Genomic DNA, 18,801 nt, shown 5'->3' with positions numbered 1-18,801 from the left:
CAGGGATCTTTGTCCCCGTTTCGACTTGCCTCGGCCCGGATCGGCTGCCACGCTGGGGGTGGGGTGCGACGGCGCGCCCACACCCGTCTTCCCCGCCGAACGATCCCGGATCCGGGGGAACGGTCGGACGACGTGCTCTCCCCACGTCGCGGCCGGTGCTCGGCGGATGAGGTGAAATGTCGCCAATCGCGTGCGCCGGACCATCGGCGCGAGGCCACCGGGCGTCGAATACGAGAGGGGCCGGAACATGGGAGGAGGAGCTCGGTGGATTGGGTCGACGAGGACGCGGAAGATCTGGTTGGGCCTCGGGCTGCTGGGCGTCGCCATCCCGCTGGGGTGGCTCGCCCTCGATTCTCGGGTGGAGAGGTGGAGTCGGGTCAGCCGGGCGATCGAGGAGGCCAGGATGGCCCTGGAGGAGGGCCGACCGGCTACGGCCCGAAGGATCCTCGCCCGGATGGCCGGGGAGGCGAGGGGGAGGGGCGACTTCTGGCTGGCGATGGGGAGTTGCGAGCTGGAACTGGGGAGGCTGGACCGCGCGGAGGAGGCCTGGGCTCGGGTCCCCCCCTCCAGCCCGGAGGCGGGGCCCGCGGCGGTCCTCCGCGCCAGGTACCTCGTCCGGCAGGGTCGGCTCGCCGAGGCCGAGGCACTCCTGACGCCCGAGTTGCTCGAAGCGCCGGGGGAGCACGCCGTCGAGGCGTGTCACCTGCTGGCGACCTCGTTGAAAATGCAGGGGAGGCGGGACGAGGCGGTGCGGCTCTACCGCGAGCGGTTCGACCGGCTCGGCCGCCCGGCGGTGGTGCTCAGGGAGATCTGGAGCCTCCGGTACGAAACCTTCCCGATCGAGAAGGTAGGCGCCTTGCTCGGCCGGGCGAACCGGGACGCCCCGGAGGACGACCGGGTCTGGCTCGGGTTGGCCCACCTGGCGATCCTCGGCGGCCGGATCGACGACGCCGATGGCTGGCTCCGACGCTGCCTGGGGCGACGGCCGGCGGATCCGGCCGTCTGGCGGATCCGCCTGGACTGGGCACTGATGAAGGCGGACCCGGCCGCTGCGCTCGCGGCGATCGAGCACCTCGACGACTCGATGCTCGCCCCGGCCGACGTCCTGGAACTGGCCTCCTGGTTCGCCCTGCAACGCGGCGACGACCGCCGTCGCCGGGAGGCGATCGTCGGGGCCCTGAGGCACGACCCGAGCCGGGCCGCGCTGTTGGAGCAACTCGCCTTTCTGGAAACCAGGCGGGGTGCGGGGGACCGGGCTTCGGAGCTGCGGGCGAGGAAGTCGGGCTGGGAGCGGGACTTCAAGGAGTACGAGCGGCTGCTGTTCGATGACGAGCCGTTGGCCCATGCCCCCGAACTTGCCCGACTCGCCCTGGCCCTCGGCTGGTCGTTCGAGTCCGACCGATGGGCTCGGCTGGTCACCGGTGGGGGGATCGGGTCGGGTACGAAGGGGGAGGATCATCCCCCCGACTCGCCTACGGTCGGTGACCTGGTGGCGGAGCTGAGAGCCGTCGGACTCGGCGATTCGGACGATCGATCGGCTCCCGAGGGGGGACTCACAGTTTTCCCGACCTTCCGCGACCGGGCCGGGGAGGTCGGGTTGGACTTCCGCTACAACCCCGGTCGGGTCGATCCGGGCCGGTCGCTCCCGGAGATGATGGGGGGAGGTGTGGCGTTGATCGACGTCGAGGGTGACGGCTGGCTGGACGTCTACCTGGTGCAGGGTGGACCGTTCCCCCCGCCCGAGGACGGCCGGAACGCCGACCGCCTGTTCCGCAACCGAGGTGATGGGACGTTCGAGGACGTGACCGTGGCCGCCGGCCTGGGCGGATTGCCCGGGGGATACGGCTTCGGCGTGGTGGCCGGTGACGCCGACGGGGACGGCCTGAGCGACCTGTTCATCTCGCGGTGGGAATCGTATCAGCTGCTCCGCAATCGGGGAGACGGGACGTTCGGGGACGTGACCGAGTCCTCCGGGCTCGGCGGGAGTCGAGGATGGCCGTCGTCGTCGGCCTTCGCGGACCTCGACGCCGACGGGGACATTGACCTGTACGTCTGTCATTACCTGGAATTCGACCCGGGATCGTCCCTGGCGGAAACCTCGGGCGTGATCACGGCCGACGCGTATAATCCCAGACGATTCGTCGCCGAGCCCGACCACCTCTTCCGGAACGACGGCGGTCGATTCGTGGACGTCTCCGGAGAGGCGGGCATCACCGAGGCCGACGCCGACGGTCGGGGCCTCGGCGTCGTCTCCTGCGACTTCGACGGGGACGGCACGCTCGACCTCTACGTCGCCAACGACATGACGGGGAATCATCTCTTTTTGAACCGGGGAGGGCTCCGCTTCGATCAGGTCGGGGAGCGATCGGGGGGCTCGGCGTCGGCCGAGGGTCGGTACCAGGCGAGCATGGGGGTGGCCTGCGGCGACCTGGAGGGCGACGGCCGTCCCGACCTGGCCGTGACCAATTACTACGGCGAGGGGGCCGCGTTCTACCGGAATCTCGGCGGGGGGATGTTCGCCGAGTCGGCGGCGGTGGCGGGGTTGCTGACGCCGAGCCGTTTCCTGCTCGGCTTCGGCGTGGCCTTCCTCGACGCGAACAACGACGGCCGGCTCGACCTGGCGACGGCGAACGGACACGTCAACGACTTCCGCCCCGAGACGCCGTTCGCCATGCCGGCCCAGTTGCTCCTCGGTTCGGGCGACGGTCGACTGGTCGACGCCACCGGGGCGGCCGGCGCCGACTGGGCCGCCCCCCGGGTGGGGCGAGGCCTTGCCGTCGGCGACCTCGACAATGACGGTCGGCCCGACGTCGTGATCGTCCCTCAGGACGGGCCGATCGCCTACCTCCACAATGAGACCGTCGAGGCGGGGAACTCGATCCTCCTGCGACTGGAGGCGAGGAGCACGGCCACTTCGGCCGAGGGGGCGAGGGTGAGCGTCGAGGCGGAGGGCCGTCGGCAATTCGGGTGGCGGGTCGGCGGCGGCAGTTATCAATCCTCGGGAGACCCGAGGCTCGCCTTCGGCCTCGGCGTCTCGGACCGGGTCGAGCGCATCGAAGTGCGATGGCCCTCCGGCGGCGTCTCCGAGTACCTTGATCTGCCAGGAGGATCGGCCTGGACCTTGCGAGAGGGGGACTCGGAGCCGATCCCCCTGCCGGCGAGCGAGCCGGCCCCGGCGAGGTGGCGGGCCCCCTGACGGGTGGATGGCTGCCTTCGAGCGGACTCGGCGGTAGGATAGGCTGAAGAAACGCGACCGGGGAACGAACTGATCCCTGGCGCGGCCCGCCATCGGCCGTCCGATCCGAGATCCCTCGAGGGAGCCCAGACGTGAGCGACGCCCTGACGCGCGTGTATGGCATCGACCTCGGCACGACCTACTCGGCCATCGCCTACGTCGACGAGCACGGCAAGCCGGTGATCGTGCCGAACCAGGAGAGCGAGCGGATCACCCCCTCGGTCGTCCTGTTCGACGGCGACGCGATCATCGTCGGCAACACGGCGAAGGAGTCGGCCAAGGTCGAGCCCGATCGGGTGGTGAGCCGGGTCAAGCAGCACATGGGCGACCCGCATTACGTCTTCGAGTACGACGGCCAGGCCTATAGCCCGGAGGATATCAGCTCGTTCATCCTCCGGAAGGTCGTCGGTGACGCGGAGACCGCCCTCGGGATGGACGGCGAGGGCCAGAAGATCACCGACGTGGTCATTACCTGCCCGGCCTATTTCGGCACCGCCGAGCGCGAGGCGACGGCCAACGCCGGCACGCTGGCCGGCCTGAATGTCCGTGCCGTGCTCAACGAGCCGACCGCCGCGGCGGTCGCCTACGGCCTGGAGCAGGAGCGTGACCAGGTCGTGCTCGTCTTCGACCTCGGCGGCGGCACCTTCGACGTCACGATGATCGAGATCAAGGACCGCCTGATCCGGGTCATCTGCACCGGCGGCGACCACCGACTGGGAGGCTCGCTCTGGGACGAGGCGATCGTGATGCACCTCGCCGACCAGTTCCGCGAGCAGACCGGCCTGGACAGCGACCCCATGGACGACCCGGAGGTGCTAAACGACCTGTTCCTCCAGGCCGAGCGCGGCAAGAAGACCCTCACCCAGCGCGACAAGGCACCCTTCCGCGTCACGCACGCCGGTCAGTCGGCCCGGGTCGAACTTGACCGGTCCAAGTTCGAGGAGCTCACCTCCCACCTGATGGACCGCTGCCTGGAGCTGACCCGGGAGATGCTCGCCGACGCGAAGGCGAAGGGCTTCGAGGCGTTCGATTCCCTCATCCTCGTCGGCGGTGCCACCCGGATGCCCCAGGTCCGGGACCGGCTCGTCTCCGAGTTCGGCGCCGAGCCGATCAGTTTCGACCCGGACGAGGCCGTCGCCAAGGGGGCTGCGCTCTACGGCTTCAAGGAGTCGATCCAGCAACAGGTGGCCAGCCATCTGCCCGGCTCCGGCGACGAGGAAGGCCGGTTCGACCCCTCGTCCGTCAGCGCCAGCGCGATGGAAGAAGCGCTCGACAAGATCGAGCAGGAGACCGGCTTCACCCTGACCGGGCCGGTACGAGAGCTGGTTAGCACGCAAATCGTCAACGTGCTCTCCAAGAGCCTCGGCGTGATCGCCCGCAACGACGAGGGGCGTGACGTGGTCGTCTACCTCCTGCCCCGCAACGGCGAGGTGCCGATGGAGCGGACCCAGGAGTTCGGCACCGACCAGCCCGACCAGTCGGGCGTCGACATCCGGGTCATGTCCGGCGAACGCGACAGCCCCGAGCCGATGGACTGCCAGGAGGTCGGCGTGGCCCAGCTCCACCTGCCCGAAGGCCTGCCGGCGAGGAGCCCCATCCGAGTCAGCTTCAACATCACCCGCGACGGCCGGCTCATCGTCTCCGCCAAGGACCTGACCGGTGGCGGCGCCATCGACGTGGAGTTCGAGACCGAGGCGGTCATGAACGCCGAGGAGGTCGAACGGCGCTCGACGGCTCTGCGGCTGATGCAGGTGTCCTGACCCGGACCGGGTCCGAGCGATGTGAGCGACCGAGCCATGTCGACCGCATTCGAGTTCTCCTGCCCCTCGTGTGCCGCCCCCGGCCGGGCCAAGGTCGAATGGGTGGGCCGGACCATGAGATGCAAGCACTGCAAGGCGACATTCAATCTGCCCTCGCCGGGCGAAGCCGGGGCCGACTCCTATGAGCTGGCCGAGCCGGCCCAATTCGCCCCGGCGGCCCCCATGGAAGAGCCTCCCCGGGGGGGAACGACCACGTTCACGAGGTCGTATCGGGACGCCCCCCTGCCGGATGTCCCCCGGGATCACCCTCGCCGCAAGCGGAGGCAGGAGCGGACCCCCCGGGAAGGGCTCCTCGCGCTGAAGGACGATCGACGCGTCCGGATCATCGGGAGTTTCGCCCTGCTCGGGGTCGTGCTGGCGGTCGGGACGTTCACCGTCCCCGGGTTCGGGACCATCGGCGGCTGGACCTTGACCGGGATCGGGCTGCTGATGATCGCCGTCGGGTTCTCCGTCGGCGCGTACGCGGCGTTCTGCGAGGATTTCCTCTATGGGTTCGCATACGTGGTCTTCCCGATCTACACGGGCTACTATCTCGTGACCCGGTTCGACGACCTCTGGCCGTGGTTCGCGACCTCGACGGTCGGGTTCGTCCTGTTCATGATCGGGACGAAGGCACTGGAGCTGTCCCTGGCGGCGTGAAATCGGGGCCAGGGGCCGGGACGCCGCCGCCTCGAGGGAAGACACCCCCAGCCGAGTCGAGTCGAGAGGATCGTCATGGGAGCCTTCGTCGGGATCGACCTCGGGACGACGAATTCCGTCGTCGCCCGGCGTAACGAGTATGGCCGGCCGGAGGTCGTGCCGAACCGGGAGGGGGCGGGGATCACGCCCTCGGTGATCTATTTCGGGACCGACCCGCCCAGCGTCGGTCAGGAGGCGAAAGAGTACGCCCGGCTCGGCGACGAGCAGATCGCCAGCTTCTTCAAGCCTCAAATGGGCAACCCCCTGTTCTCGCTCCGATTCGGGGGCCGCGACTACGGGGCGACGGAGCTCTCGACCCTCATGCTCGGCAGGCTGAGGCGAGACGCCGAGGCCGCGACCGGGGACTCGGTCGACCGAGCCGTGATCACCGTGCCCGCCTATTTCGGCGACGCCCAGCGCAAGGCGACGATCGAGGCCGGTCGGCTCGCCGGGCTAGACGTGATGGGGATCATCAACGAGCCGACGGCGGCGGCGCTGGCCTACGGGCTCCAGCGGTCGGGCGCCGAGGAGACGGTGCTGATCTACGACCTCGGGGGAGGGACCTTCGACGTGACCGTGGCCGCGATCACCGAGGAGGAGATTGCAGTGCGATCGACGGCCGGCGACCACGACCTCGGGGGCAAGAACTGGGACGACCGCATCGCCACGTTCCTCGCCGAGCGGTTCGCGAATGAGACCGGATTCGATCCGCTCGACGATCCGGTTGCATTGAACGAGGTGCTCGTCCGCAGCGAGCAGGCGAAGTGGCAACTCTCGGAACGTTCGTCGACCCGAGTGACGCTCCAGCTCGACGCCGAGCGCCGCAGCTTCGAGTTGACCCGGGAGCAGTTCGAGGGGATGACCTTCCCCCTGATGGACCGCACTCGGAAGCTGACCGAGGAGGCGCTCGAGGAGGCCGGCCTCCGCTGGCAGGATCTGACGGGGGTGCTCCTCGTGGGCGGTTCGACCCGGATGCCGATGGTCCGCCGCTACGTGACGGAGATGAGCGGCCAGCCGCCGAAGGCCGGGGTCAACGTCGACGAGGTGGTGGCGCTGGGGGCCGTGATCCGGGCCGCGATGCTCGAAGGGCAGGAAACGCAGGACGCCCGGCCGAGGTACACGCTCGGCGGATCACGGACGCCCCACTTCACCCTGCCGGGGCCGAGCCGGATCAGCGACGTCATGTCGCACAGCCTGGGCACGGTGGCCGTCAGCCCCGATGGGTCGAGCTACGTCAACGACGTGGTAATCCGGCGGAACGTGGCGATCCCGGCGCAAGAGTCCCGATCCTACCGCCTGGCGACGCGAGGGGGTGCGAACGACCGGATGGAAGTGTACTTGACCCAGGGTGAGAGCCCCGACCCGCTCGATTGCTCGATCCTGGGCAAATACGTCTTCACGGGCATCGCAGCGACCGACGCCGAGGTGGACGTGGACGTTTCGCTCTGTTACGACCGGGATGGCGTGGTCCAGGTCTCCGGGGTGCAGCGGGACACGGGCAAGGCGCTGGAGATGCACGTCGAGCCGGTGCCCGACGACCTCTCCTGGCTGGGGAGGCCGCCGGAGGGGGCCTCGACCGGCGGGGAACGGGTGCCGATCAAGATTTTCCTGCTCATCGACGTCTCGTCGAGCATGGCCGGCGAGCCGCTCGTCGAGGCGCAGGAGGCCGCCCGGGCCTTCCTGGAGCGTTGCGACTTCACCCACACGGAGGTCGGGCTCGTCTCCTTCTCCGACCAGGTCGAGTTGCAGTCCGAGGCGACCGACAACGCCCGTCGGGTGCTCGCCGCGGTCAATCGCCTGGTGGCCGACGGGACGACGGACCTGACCGACGCGATCGCGCTGGCCCGGTCTCACCTGATCGAGGTGGATCGCACGCGATACGTCGTCATCCTCACCGACGGCTATCCCGATGCACCGGAGTCGGCCGTCGAGCAGGCAGAGGCGGCGAAGCGGGACGGGGTGGAGATCGTCGCCATCGGCACCGGTGACGCCGACCTCGACTACCTGCGACGGCTGTCGAGCACCGAACAGGGATCGATCTTCGCGCGTCGCGGGGAGCTGGTCCAGGCATTCGGGCACATCGCCCGGGTGATCGCCGAGGGTGGCCGTGCCCTGCGAGTCATGTGAACCATCGAGGGACCGCCGACGATGCCCGCAGCCCCCCCGACCGCGACGGAATCCCGGTCCTTCGCCCGGACCGTGGCGGGAAACGCCCGGCAGGCGTACGCGATGGCGGTGGCCGGGGCCATGGGCGCGGTCGTCGGCCTGTACGTCTATGCGGAGCTTCTACGGCCGTACGACGGGCTCCGCCAATCCGATGGCCTATGGTGGGCGCGGAACCTCCTGGCGGGCGCGTCGATCGGCGGCTCGATCGGCTTCTTCCTCAACGCGGTCGACCCGCTCCGGGATGGGGCCCCGCTGAAGCTCGCCCGATCGGCGACCTGGGGGGCGCTGGCCGGTGCGGCGGGCGGGATGATCGGCCTGCTGCTGGGAGAGGTCGTCCTCGGCGGGTTGAGGGGAGGGCCGTTCGGGAGGGCGGTGGCGTGGGCGATCCTCGGCCTCGGGATCGGCGTCAGTCAGGGGATGGCGTCTCGGTCGAGGCAGCGGTTGGCATACGGGGTGATCGGCGGCACGCTCGGGGGGCTGGTCGGCGGGTTTTTGTTTGAATCGCTGCGAGAGGGGCTCGGGAACCGCTACGACCTGAGCCAGGGGGTCGGCGTAGCGATCCTCGGGGCGGGGTTGGGTCTGTTCCTCGCGCTGGTCGAGCAGGCCTTGCGGAGGGCCTGGGTTCAGGTGCAAAACGGGAGGCAGGAGGGGCGATCCTACCTGCTGGCGACCCGGGTCTCCCGGCTCGGCCTGGACGAGCGGGCCGAGGTCGGCCTATTCGGAGACTCCTCCGTGGCCCGACGCCATGCCGAGATCGAGCGGGACGCCCAGGGATACGTCCTCAGGAATCGCGACGACCGGGGCCGGACGCGACTCAACGGCCGCCCCGTCGTCGGCGAGGAACGCCTCAAGGACGGCGATCGGGTCGAGCTGGGGAGGACGACCCTCGTCTTCCGCAGCAGGTCGTGAGGTACGATGGTGCAGGTGGAGCCCGGACCGTGCGTTGCGCGGGGGATCCGATCGAGTCCGTTGATTCTCTCGGGTGAATTCGAGCATGAGTCGCCAGGGGTCGGGGAGCGGCTGGTCGCTGGAGGTCGTCCGGGGGCGGGAGGTCGGTCGACGCTTCCCGGTGCCTCCCGGGTCGGCGGTGCTCGGTAACGCGGTCGACAACGGCACCGGGATCGACCTTTCGGGCCAGGAGGGTGAGACGCCGAGGCGGATGGCCGGTCGGCAGGCGAGCATCGAACTGCGGGCGGGCGGGCCGGTCCTCCGGGATCTCGACAGCCCCGGGGGGACGTTCGTCAATCGCCGGCGGCTCCTGCCGGGCCGGGACCAAGCGCTGGTGGCCGGCGACCTCATCCAGATCGGCGGGGTCCAATTGCGGGTCCTGGGATCGAGCCCGGCCTCGTCATCGAACCGGGCGGACACCCCTGGCCGACTCGGGGCGACTGCGAAGGACCGCCCGTCGACCGCACGCGCAGTCGAACCCGCGAGCCACCCCGCCTCGGCCTCGCGGCCATTGGAATTCACCCTGAAAGACGGACCGACCTGCCGGAATTGGGATGACTTCCTCACCGTCTCGGCCCAGCACTGGGGGAAGTTGAGGGAGGAACTGGTCACGGGTCGGCTGGCCTCCGCGCTCGTCTCGGGCGGCCGATCCGAACTGGCACCCCGGGCGGACTCCCCCGGCTCGCCCGACGATCGCCTCGACGCATGGCTCGGTTCGCTGCCGGTCACGAGGCCGGCCGTCCCCGAACTGGACGTCCATCCTCGGGCGCTGGTCGTGAGGGGGAGCCCCGGGGCGAGGGTCCGCAAGTCGTTCCGGGTCGCCAATGTGGGATTCCGCCTCTTGAGGTCCCGGGCCCGGGTGGAACCGGCCGACGCGGGATGGATCCGCCTCCCACCGGCGTTCACCCGCGAGTTCTCGACGGTCGAGGAGACCGAGGTCCTGGTCGAGGTCGAGGCCCCGGAGTCGCTCGCCGGCCGACTCTCCGCCGCGATCGTGGTGGAGGGCAACGGCGGGTCGGCTCGCGTCTCCGTCTCGCTCGAGCCGGGCGGGCCGGGGACTGGCGGGCCTCCGGGCGACTCGGAGGAGGTCGAGCCGGTAGGTGTCCTCGGTGAGTCCGTCGGAGGGCGACTGGCGGGCTGGCTCGCCGGTCGAGGGGCGAAGGCCAGGGTCACGGGCGGGGCGATCGCCGGCGTCGGCCTCCGGCTCGGGATTGGTCTGGCGAGCGGCCTGTCCGGGGTCGCGATCCTGCCGGGCCCGGCGGCGCTGCTCGGGGCGGCCGGTGCGGTGGCGGGGGGGGCCTGGATCGGTCGCCGGGGAGGCGTCCGAGACGTGCCGGTCGGGGCCTTCTCGGGTGGGTTCGGCGGCCTGATCGTCGCCGCCCTCATCGTGGCGGCATGCCAGGCGATTGAGCCGGTGCTCGGGGCGAGGACCTCTCAGAATCTCGTCGCGGTGACGGTACTCTGGGGCGTCCTGGGTGCTTCGATCGGCGGGGCGTCGATGCTCATCATCCCGAAACCTGATGCGAGCGGGGGGGAGTCGCGATGAAGGCTCGAGTGGTCATCGCGGCGGGGTTCACCCTGCTCCTGTCTATTCTCCTGGTTGATCCCGCCAGCGGGCAAGGTGGGGACCTGGAGGATCGAGCCGAGGAGTCGATCTCCCGGGGACTGGAGTACCTGAGGCGAGAGCAATCCCGGGCAGGATCCTGGGATTATCGGCTGTCCCACGATCACCGCCTGGGCATGACGGCCCTGGCCGGGCTCGCCCTGCTGGAGAACGGGGTCCCGGCCGACGACGACACCCTGGAACGGGCCGGGGACGTTGTCCGAGAGCTGGCGACGGGATCGGACCAGTCGTACGACCTGTCGCTGGCGATCCTGTTCCTCTCACGGATCCAGGGGACGACTCGGGGCGATCGAGACGACCTGATTGATCGCCTCGCCCGGCGATTAGAGGGGGGGCATTCGGAGGGACTCTGGTCGTACAAGGTCCCGATGGATGCACCCGGAGCCGGATCCGAAACGGGCGGGGCCCGATCGTTCTTCAGTGAACCGGGAGACCATTCCAACACGCAATTTGCACTGCTCGGCATCTGGGCCGGGGGCCGCCACGGGTTCGAATCCGACGCGGCGCTGGGGGCGCTGGACCGCCATTTCCGAAAGACCGTGAACCGGGATGGCGGCTGGGGTTATCGGCCCGGCATGGGGAGCACCCCGTCGATGACGTGTGCCGGCCTGATGGCCCTCTCGATCGCCGCGGCGCGGCCGTCGCTCGCCGAACGGCTGTCGGCCCGGGCCAGGGGGCAGGCTCTGGCGGATGACCCGGTGTTCCGGGAGGCACTGGAGGCGGTCGGGGAGGAGGCGCGGACCATCGGCCGGCGATCGGACGTGTATTACCTCTGGTCCCTGGAGCGGGTCTGCGTCGCGCTCGGCCTGAGAGACCTGGACGGATTCGACTGGTACGAGGCCGGGGCCGAGTCGCTGCTGGAGCGGCAGCTCCCGAGCGGCGGCTGGCCGAACGGGAGGTGGGGCTCGCTCCCGGAGACCTGCCTCGCCCTGCTGTTCCTGCGCAAGGCGAACCTGGCGTTCGAGCTCGACCGAGTCCTGAAGCTGCCGGATCCGGCACGGATGGCGGAAGTCACGGATGACCTGGGGCAGGGGGGGGGGCCCTCCGGTGATCGGGGAGCCGCCGGGGGGGAGGGGGGTGGGGTGATCATCCGGCAGGTCGACGAGTCGGGCTTCCCGGACATCGCGCTCGATTTCGAGGTGAGGGACGCGGACGGGTCGCCCGTGCCGGATGCCACCGAGTCCGACTTCCTGGTCACCGAATACGACCAGCCGGTCGAGATCCTCGGCTTCGATGCCCCGACCTCCCGCGAGGCGGTGCAGACGACGGTCGTCCTGGTGGTCGACCACAGCCGGAGCATGGAAGCCGAGGACCGGATCGGGGCGTTGAAGGATTCAGTGCGGACGTTCCTCGGGGTCATGCCGGAGGGGTCTCGGGTCGCGGTGGTGGCCTTCAGTGACGAGATCCGCGTGGTCTGCCCGTTCACCTCGGACGTCGCCCGGGTTCGGGAGGCGGTGGATGACCTGCAACCGACGGGGGGGACGCGATATTACGATGCGGTGGTCGAGGCCCTCGAACTGATCTCCGGGGAGTCGGGACGGCGGGCGGTGCTGGCCTTGACCGACGGCGAGGACACCTTCAGCCAGTCGGCCGACCTGGCGTCGGCGATCGAGGTGGCGAGGAGGGCCGGGTTGCCCGTCTACACCCTCGGGCTCGGGACCGAGGATGAGATCGCCAGCGATGACCTGAGGCAGCTCGCATCACAGACCCGAGGGCAATACTTCCCCGCCCGGGACGCCTCGCAGTTGCTGGCGATCTATGAGGAGATTGCGACCCGACTCGGCGAGATGTACCGGCTCGTCTACCGGACCGGGCGGACGCTGCCCGACGGGACCCTGCGCCCGGTGACGGTTTCATACCGCGAGTCGGCGGCCGTAGGGACGGCCGAGGTGTTCATCCGGGGGATGGTGGTGCCGGCCTCGGGCTGGCCGGGATTGTTCCTCGCGCTGATCGGGTCGCTCGTCGGGCTGGCGATCCTGCCGGGGTTGTTCCGCAAGCGGATCGCCACGCGGGGAGTTCGCTGAGCCGTGTCGCCACCTCCCATCCGATTCCCGCTCCCGACTCTGATCCTCGTTGTCCTGCTCGCGGTGGTCGGCTGGTGGGGGAGGGCCTGGCTCGAGGCGGTCGGCGACGCGGTCCGTTCGGGGTTCGCTCGAATCGCGTCCGGCCCCCCGGTGCCGAGTTCCGACGTGCCGATGCGGCGTGAGGGCGGGATCGTCCGCAAGGTGCTGCTCCTCCGCGACGGGGTGCAGGCGACTCGAGTCCCGGACGGCCCTCTGGCAGACACGATCGGTCGTCGCATCTTCGCCGACGTGTACGACATCTGGCCCATCCGGGGGGAACCGACTCATTATCGCATCGGCAACCGGAGGCCGATCGGCTGGGTGTCGGCCGCGGACGTCTTGCCCTGGGATACGAGGCTCGTCCTGGTGCCGGAGCCCGGGACGATCCCCCTCACAGGGAATTCGAAGAACTCGGACGAAGTCGGGATCGACGTCGACGGGACGCCGTTGCCGGTCATTGACTGGGAGGGGCGCCGCGTCCAGGTCGCCATCTGGGAGCCGGGGGCATCCTGGGAGCGCATTGATCAGACGGTATGGGTGCCGATCGATGGGATTCGAGCGGATTTCGGGGTGTTCCTCAGTCGGGCGGAGCTCCTGGAACTCTTGCGCCGGTCCCTCGACGCCTCACCGGATGAGTTGCGTGCGATGCGGATCGGTGCACTCCTCGGCCGGTTGGCACCGGGGGAGTCCATCGGGGGTGACCAGGTCGAACAAGCAGAACGGGCGATGCCGGGCGCCATCGATTGGACCCTCGGGTTGGCCGATGCTCCGCTTTCGGACCGCTTGGGGAGGCTCAACGACGAATGGGATGCGGATGCAGCATGGGAGGGGATCGAGTATCGGGCGGTGCCGCTGGAGGTGTTGCCAGGGCCGGGGGACGCGGAATGACCAAAGTGGAGCGGATCGAGTCCTTCCGACGACGGCCGGGGGGACCCCACGTTCCCCGCCTTGATGGCGGGAAACGTGGGGTCCAGGCGTCGCCTCGCTCGTTCACTCTCGGGTGGACCGCTCGTCCGATCCGGCCTCGTTCAAGACGCCGTCTTCATGCTCATCGGCGGCGGTCGTGACCCGGGATTCCTCCCGATCAAGTCCGAGCGGGCTGATGCCGTCCCGGACCTCGGCGAGGCGGCGGCGAAATCGCTGGTAGAGTTCGGTGTGCCGGCTCTCCGGGGGGACGGGGCGGCCGCCGACGAAGAGGTGCTTGACCTCCGTGGTCGGCTGGAGCAGGTGACCGGCGGTAATGACGAGGTTTGCCCGCTTACCGGGCTCGATGGATCCGAGGGAGTCGGAGACCCCGAGGATCTGTGCCGGGTAGAGGGTGACTGCCTTCAAGGCTTCCTCCTCGGGCAGCCCGTACGCAGCGGCCATCGCGGCCTCGAAGGGAAGGTTGCGGACATCCGTGGCGTCGCCGGTCGAGCTGATGGCGAAGGTAACCCCGGCCTCGTGCAGGCGGGCGGGATTGGCGTAGGCGGCATCATATGGCTCGTCCCGGCCGGGATTGCGGTGGGTACCGGCCACGAGGACGGGGATGCCGGACTCCGCGAGGTGATCGGCGACCATCCAGGCGTCGGTACCGCCGCTGATAATGGCCTTCAGGCCCAACTCCTCGGCGAGTTCGATCGCCGTGAGGATCTCCCCCCGGCCGTTGGCCGAGAGGACCACCGGCTTCTCGCCGTTGGCGTACGGGGCGAGCGCCTCCAATCGGGGATCGACCGGCGGGACGCCGCCCTTCTCCCGGGCGGTTGCGGCGACCTTGGCATAGGCCGTCGCGCGGCGGAAGGAGTCCTCCAGTTCGTCCAGGCGCTCGTCGCGGTCGCTGTAACGCTCCCGGAATCGGTCGGCGAACTGGGCGGGGACCCGGCTGAGGATCTCGTCCAGGTTCGAGGGGGGGGCGGGCGGGACATTGACATAGAGGGCGAACTCGTCGGCCTGGACCAGGTCGGACCAGATCCATCCGTCGAGGTCGATGAGCGCCCCCTGGCCGGAGATCGTGCCGCCGGTGGGGCGGACGAATGCGGAGAGCACGCCGGCGAGCCGATTGGCGCCGATGAGGATCGAGTCGGCGTTCAGGGCCACGGCGGCACGAAGCTCGGGCTGGTACGGGGCGAGTTCCCGGGCGTCCTGGGTGGCCGAGACGCTGCCGATCTCGTTCAGGCCGAGGTCGCTGCCGCCGTCGATCATGCCGGGCCAGACGTCCAGGCCGCCCAGGTCGACCGTGGTGACTCCCTCGGGGACGGCGGTCTCCTGGCCGCCGACCTCGGCGATGACGCCGTCCTCGATGACAAGCGTCCCGCCGTCGATCGCAGGCCCGGTGACGGGGTGGATGGTGGCGTTGATCAGGGCGTAAACGCCTTCGGGATTCAGATCCAAGTCGACGGAGGAGGCTCGGAGGTCCTCGGAGGCGACGGGCATCGCGGCATGGTCGCCGGGGCGGGGCCGGAGCAGGGGGCCGTCCTCGCCGGAGAAGCGCTGGAAGGCGACCTCACCGTCGATGAGGGTGAGCTGGCACCTGGCGAAGCCGTCGAGCGGGTGGGCGTCGAACAGGGCGATGTCGGCGTCCTTGCCCACCTCGATCGAGCCGAGCCGGTGGTCGAGCCCCAGCTCCCTGGCGGGGTTGATGGTGACCAGGGCGAGGGCCTGTTCCTCGGAGAGCCCGCCGTAGCGGACCATCTTCGCGGCCTCCATGTAGAGGTGGCGGACCTCCTCCCCGGAGTCGCTCTTGATGCAGACGTTGGCGCCGGCCTCGGTGAGCAGGGCGGCGTTGAAGGGGATCGCGTCGTACGCCTCGACCTTGTAGGCGTACCAGTCGGAGAAGGTCGAATTGCTGGCGCCATGGGCGGCGATCTCGGCGGCGACCTTGTACCCTTCCAAAACGTGCTGGAGCGACTGGACCCGGACCCCATAGCGTTCGGCGGTCCTCAGGAGCATCAGGATCTCATCGGCCCGGTAGCAATGGCTGTGGATCTTGATCTCGCCGTCGAGGATGTCGGCGAGGGCTTCGAGCCGGAGGTCGCGGCGGAAGGGGGGGACGTCCTCGCCCCGGGAGATGGCATCGGCGTAGACGCGTCGCTCCTCCTGATACGCCCTCGCCTCGTCGAAGGCGCGGACGAGGACGGCCTCGACGCCGGGACGAGTGAAGGGGAAGCGGTCGGGGTCGTCGGATCGTTTCTGCGTGACGTTCTCGCCGAGGGCGAACTTGATGCCCTGTGGGCCATCCCGGAGGATCAGCTCTCGGGCGGGCTTCCCGTACTTGAGCTTGATGACGGCGTCCTGGCCGCCGATGGTATTGGCCGAGCCGTGGAGCAGCCTGGCGGCGGTGACGCCGCCGGCGGCGGCCTGGTAGATGGTCACGTCGTCGCCGGTGACGACGTCCTTGACGCGGACCTCGGGCACGATCGAGAGCGAGCCCTCGTTCACTCCCCCGTCGATCGCCATGTGCGAGTGCGTGTCGATGATCCCGGGCAGGGCGACCATGCCCTCCGCCTCGATGACCGTCACGCCCTCGGGGGCCTCGATGGCTTCGCCGACCTCGGCGATCTTGCCATCCCGGACGAGGATCGAGCCCCCGGGGATCGTCCCGCTGGTGACGGTCAGGATGGTCACGTCCTTGATGAGCACGTCGCCGCCGGTTTCGAGCGTGGGGATCCGATCCTCGTCGAACTCGGTGGCAACATCGATGAAAGGCCCGTCTGGGACGGCGGCTTCTGCTTCGTCCTTGGCCTCGTCGTCCTCATCCTCCTCGTCGACAGCGGTGCGATCGGGGCGGCCATCTGGCTCAGGGAGCTCGAGTTCGGGGGGCGTGATGTCCTCGGGGAGTTGATTGCGGACGTCGTCGAGGGCCACGCGGACCTGATCCCAGGTCGCCCTGACATCGGCCTCCTCATCGATCGTGACCGTGACCGTGATCGCATCTTCCGAGATCTCGCGATCGCCGACGGTGTCGACCCCGTCGATCGCCGTGAGCGCGTCCTCGATCGGGCCGAGCAGCCGCTGGTCGATGTCCTCGGGGGAGGCGCCGGTCCACTCGGCCCGGACGATCCCCTGCCGGCCTTCCGGGACTTCGGGCCGCCCGTCACGTGAACCCGGTCTGCCTCCGGCGGAGCGGGATCGATCGGACTGATCGATCTCGAACTTCTGGCCATCGACCAGGACGTAGCGGATCTTGGCCTCCTTGGAGGCGAACTCGCCCTTGAAGGCGACGAGGTGCCCGAGCTTGCCGGGCTCGATGGTCCCGAGGCGGTCATCGACGCCGGCGATCCGGGCGGCGCCGAGGGTCAGGGCCTCGATGGCGTCCTCCGGCGGGAGCCCGGCCTCGATCGCGTCCCGGATCTTGGCGTGGAACTCCTCGACCCGGGAGAGGCCGTCGCTGGAGAACGCGATCGGGATGCCGGCCTCGGACAGGGTTCCGGCGAGCGCGACGCGATCCTCCCACTCGGTCCTGGCCTGCTGGAGGGCGCGGAGGGGGCGATCGCGTTCTTTGAGGGGTTTTTTGCGGTACTCCTCCTCGGTGGGAACCTCCGGGGCCTTGGGGAAGTCGACCCGGATGACGACCGGGGTCCCCCCGTCCTTCAAGCGATCGGCGGCGTCGCGGGATTCGCGGCCGCCGACGAGGACGACACCGGTGCCGAACTCCTCGGCGAGGTCGAGGACCCGGTGGATCGAGTCGAGATCATCCGCCTCCCACCAGGTCGGGAGCTCGCCGGACTTCGCGGCGTGGAGGGTCTCAAGGGCCGGGTCGTAGGGCGGGGCCGGACCGCCGTTATCCCGGGAGTATTCGACGGCCTTGTGGTGGTGTTCGGCGTCGAGCATCGCCTGCCTGAGGTGGGCGATCACGCCCATCAGGGAGCCGGGGAAGCCTCCGGAGTCGGGCGGCCCGGCCTCGGCCATCGCCTCCTCGATCAGGCCGAGCAGGGCCTCGTGCTGGGGAGGGTGAGTATGGCCGGCGCAGTGTTCGTCATGACGTATGCCGAAGGCGTCGAGCAGCCCGTACTGACGGCCTCGGGGGTTGGCCAGGTCGAAGTGCAGGGCGACCGTCTCGTCGAGGATCGACTCGCGCCGGCCGAGGCCGCCGAGCGAGACGAGGGCGCTTTGGCCGGTGACGATCGAACCTCCGGGGGCCGAGATCAGGGCGGTGATGCCGAGCTTCCGCCGGGCCTCGAGCAGGTCGTCGTCCAGCTTGATCGCCCCGGCGGCCCTGAACTCGGGCGTGAGGCCGTTTCTGTTGTCGGGCGGGGTGCTGGCCTGGGCGAACTCCCCCAGAGGGATGGGTCGGGACAGGCCGGTGGCGGAACGGGGGACGCTGTCGTCCTGGCCGACGGTCGAATACAGGTCGATGAAGCCGGGATAGATGAACAGGCCCTCGCCGTCGATGGACTCGGCGTCATAGGGAACCTCGACCTCCCCGTCACTCCCGACGGCCTCGATGACGCCGCCCCGAACGATAACGGTGCCATCCTCGACGGTCCGGCCGGGGGCGACGAGGATCGTGGCATCGGTGATCGCATAGGCGGCGGGCTCGTAATCCGGCCGTCGCTCGGTGCCCTGCGCCGGGGCGAGGGCTGGGGCGAGGCCCAGGGCGATCGCCGCCGCGGCCGCGAGCGATCGGCCGAGGGGAGCGAGTCGAGTTCGATCCGGTGGTCGGCTCATGATGCGGGTCTCGAGATGGTCGAGGGGTCGGGCCGTCGCGACGTCGGGAGAGGGAGTCGGCGGTCGGGCGGAAGGTCTCGGGGTGGGAAATACCTTATCCGGCCCGGGGATGGGGTCGCAAGGCGACGGAGGAAGGGGCGCGGGGTCTGGCCGAGTCGGGTAGAATGGATGTCCGCCTTCCACCCCATCGATCGAGAGCGTCGGGCCCGCCGGTCGTACCCCGGAGGCCGTCGACCGCTCGGGAGCCGAGCATGCCCCTGGAGACCTTCCCGAATCAGTTCCCCGACCGGGAGTACGAGATCGAGATCGTCTGTCCCGAGTTCACCGCCGTCTGCCCCAAGACGGGCCAGCCGGACTTCGGGACGATCACGATCCAGTACGTCCCGGACCGGACCTGCGTGGAGCTGAAATCGCTGAAGTTATACCTGCAGGATTATCGCGATCGCGGGATCTATTATGAACACTCGATCAACGTGATCCTCGACGACCTCGTTTCGGCCTGCCGTCCGAGGCGGATGGTCGTCGTCGGGCAGTTCACGCCCCGGGGCGGGATCTCGTCCCGGATCACGGCCCGCTTCCAGGCCGAATCGCCTCTGTGACGGAAGAGGACGCCCCGGGGGA

General features: G+C 69.6%; 10 protein-coding genes. 9 read left to right on the top strand and 1 reads right to left on the bottom strand.

Annotation, left to right across the window (positions count from 1 at the left end):
- Window positions 1-298: 298 nt before the first annotated feature.
- From ElP_RS25105 to ElP_RS25070, 8 genes are all read left to right on the top strand, one after another.
- Window positions 299-3,196, top strand: coding sequence for a CRTAC1 family protein (locus ElP_RS25105; RefSeq protein ID WP_197446354.1), 2,898 nt, complete (start codon window positions 299-301; stop codon window positions 3,194-3,196).
- Window positions 3,197-3,327: 131 nt separating this feature from the next.
- Entirely contained in the window at window positions 3,328-4,995 is a 1,668-nt protein-coding gene (locus ElP_RS25100; protein WP_145274674.1) for an Hsp70 family protein, read from the top strand.
- 36 nt (window positions 4,996-5,031) lie between these two features.
- Window positions 5,032-5,694: a UbiA prenyltransferase family protein gene (locus ElP_RS25095; protein ID WP_145274671.1), complete on the top strand. Its 663-nt coding sequence runs from the start codon at window positions 5,032-5,034 to the stop codon at window positions 5,692-5,694.
- Between the two features lie 75 nt (window positions 5,695-5,769).
- Window positions 5,770-7,860: an Hsp70 family protein gene (locus ElP_RS25090; protein WP_145274669.1), complete on the top strand. Its 2,091-nt coding sequence runs from the start codon at window positions 5,770-5,772 to the stop codon at window positions 7,858-7,860.
- Window positions 7,861-7,881: 21 nt separating this feature from the next.
- Window positions 7,882-8,808: an FHA domain-containing protein gene (locus tag ElP_RS25085; protein ID WP_145274666.1), complete on the top strand. Its 927-nt coding sequence runs from the start codon at window positions 7,882-7,884 to the stop codon at window positions 8,806-8,808.
- A gap of 85 nt (window positions 8,809-8,893) precedes the next feature.
- Window positions 8,894-10,393, top strand: coding sequence for an FHA domain-containing protein (locus ElP_RS40770; RefSeq protein WP_145274664.1), 1,500 nt, complete (start codon window positions 8,894-8,896; stop codon window positions 10,391-10,393).
- Window positions 10,390-12,495, top strand: coding sequence for a VWA domain-containing protein (locus ElP_RS25075; protein ID WP_145274661.1), 2,106 nt, complete (start codon window positions 10,390-10,392; stop codon window positions 12,493-12,495). The genes ElP_RS40770 and ElP_RS25075 overlap by 4 nt, the downstream gene beginning before the upstream one ends.
- A gap of 3 nt (window positions 12,496-12,498) precedes the next feature.
- Window positions 12,499-13,422 carry a hypothetical protein gene (locus tag ElP_RS25070; RefSeq protein ID WP_145274658.1) on the top strand — a complete coding sequence of 308 codons (924 nt, stop codon included), beginning with the start codon at window positions 12,499-12,501 and terminating at the stop codon, window positions 13,420-13,422.
- A 102-nt stretch (window positions 13,423-13,524) separates the two neighbouring features.
- Here the strand turns inward: ElP_RS25070 and ElP_RS25065 are convergent, their stop codons facing one another.
- Window positions 13,525-18,180: an efflux RND transporter permease subunit gene (locus ElP_RS25065; protein ID WP_145274655.1), complete on the bottom strand. Its 4,656-nt coding sequence runs from the start codon at window positions 18,178-18,180 to the stop codon at window positions 13,525-13,527.
- 251 nt (window positions 18,181-18,431) lie between these two features.
- Here ElP_RS25065 and queF point away from each other — a divergent pair, with 251 nt between their 5' ends.
- Window positions 18,432-18,779, top strand: coding sequence for a preQ(1) synthase (gene queF / locus ElP_RS25060; RefSeq protein WP_145274652.1), 348 nt, complete (start codon window positions 18,432-18,434; stop codon window positions 18,777-18,779).
- Window positions 18,780-18,801: the final 22 nt, after the last annotated feature.

The organism is Tautonia plasticadhaerens, assembly GCF_007752535.1.
GTDB classification, from domain to species: domain Bacteria; phylum Planctomycetota; class Planctomycetia; order Isosphaerales; family Isosphaeraceae; genus Tautonia; species Tautonia plasticadhaerens.
This window is presented reverse-complemented; position numbering and strand designations above follow the sequence as displayed.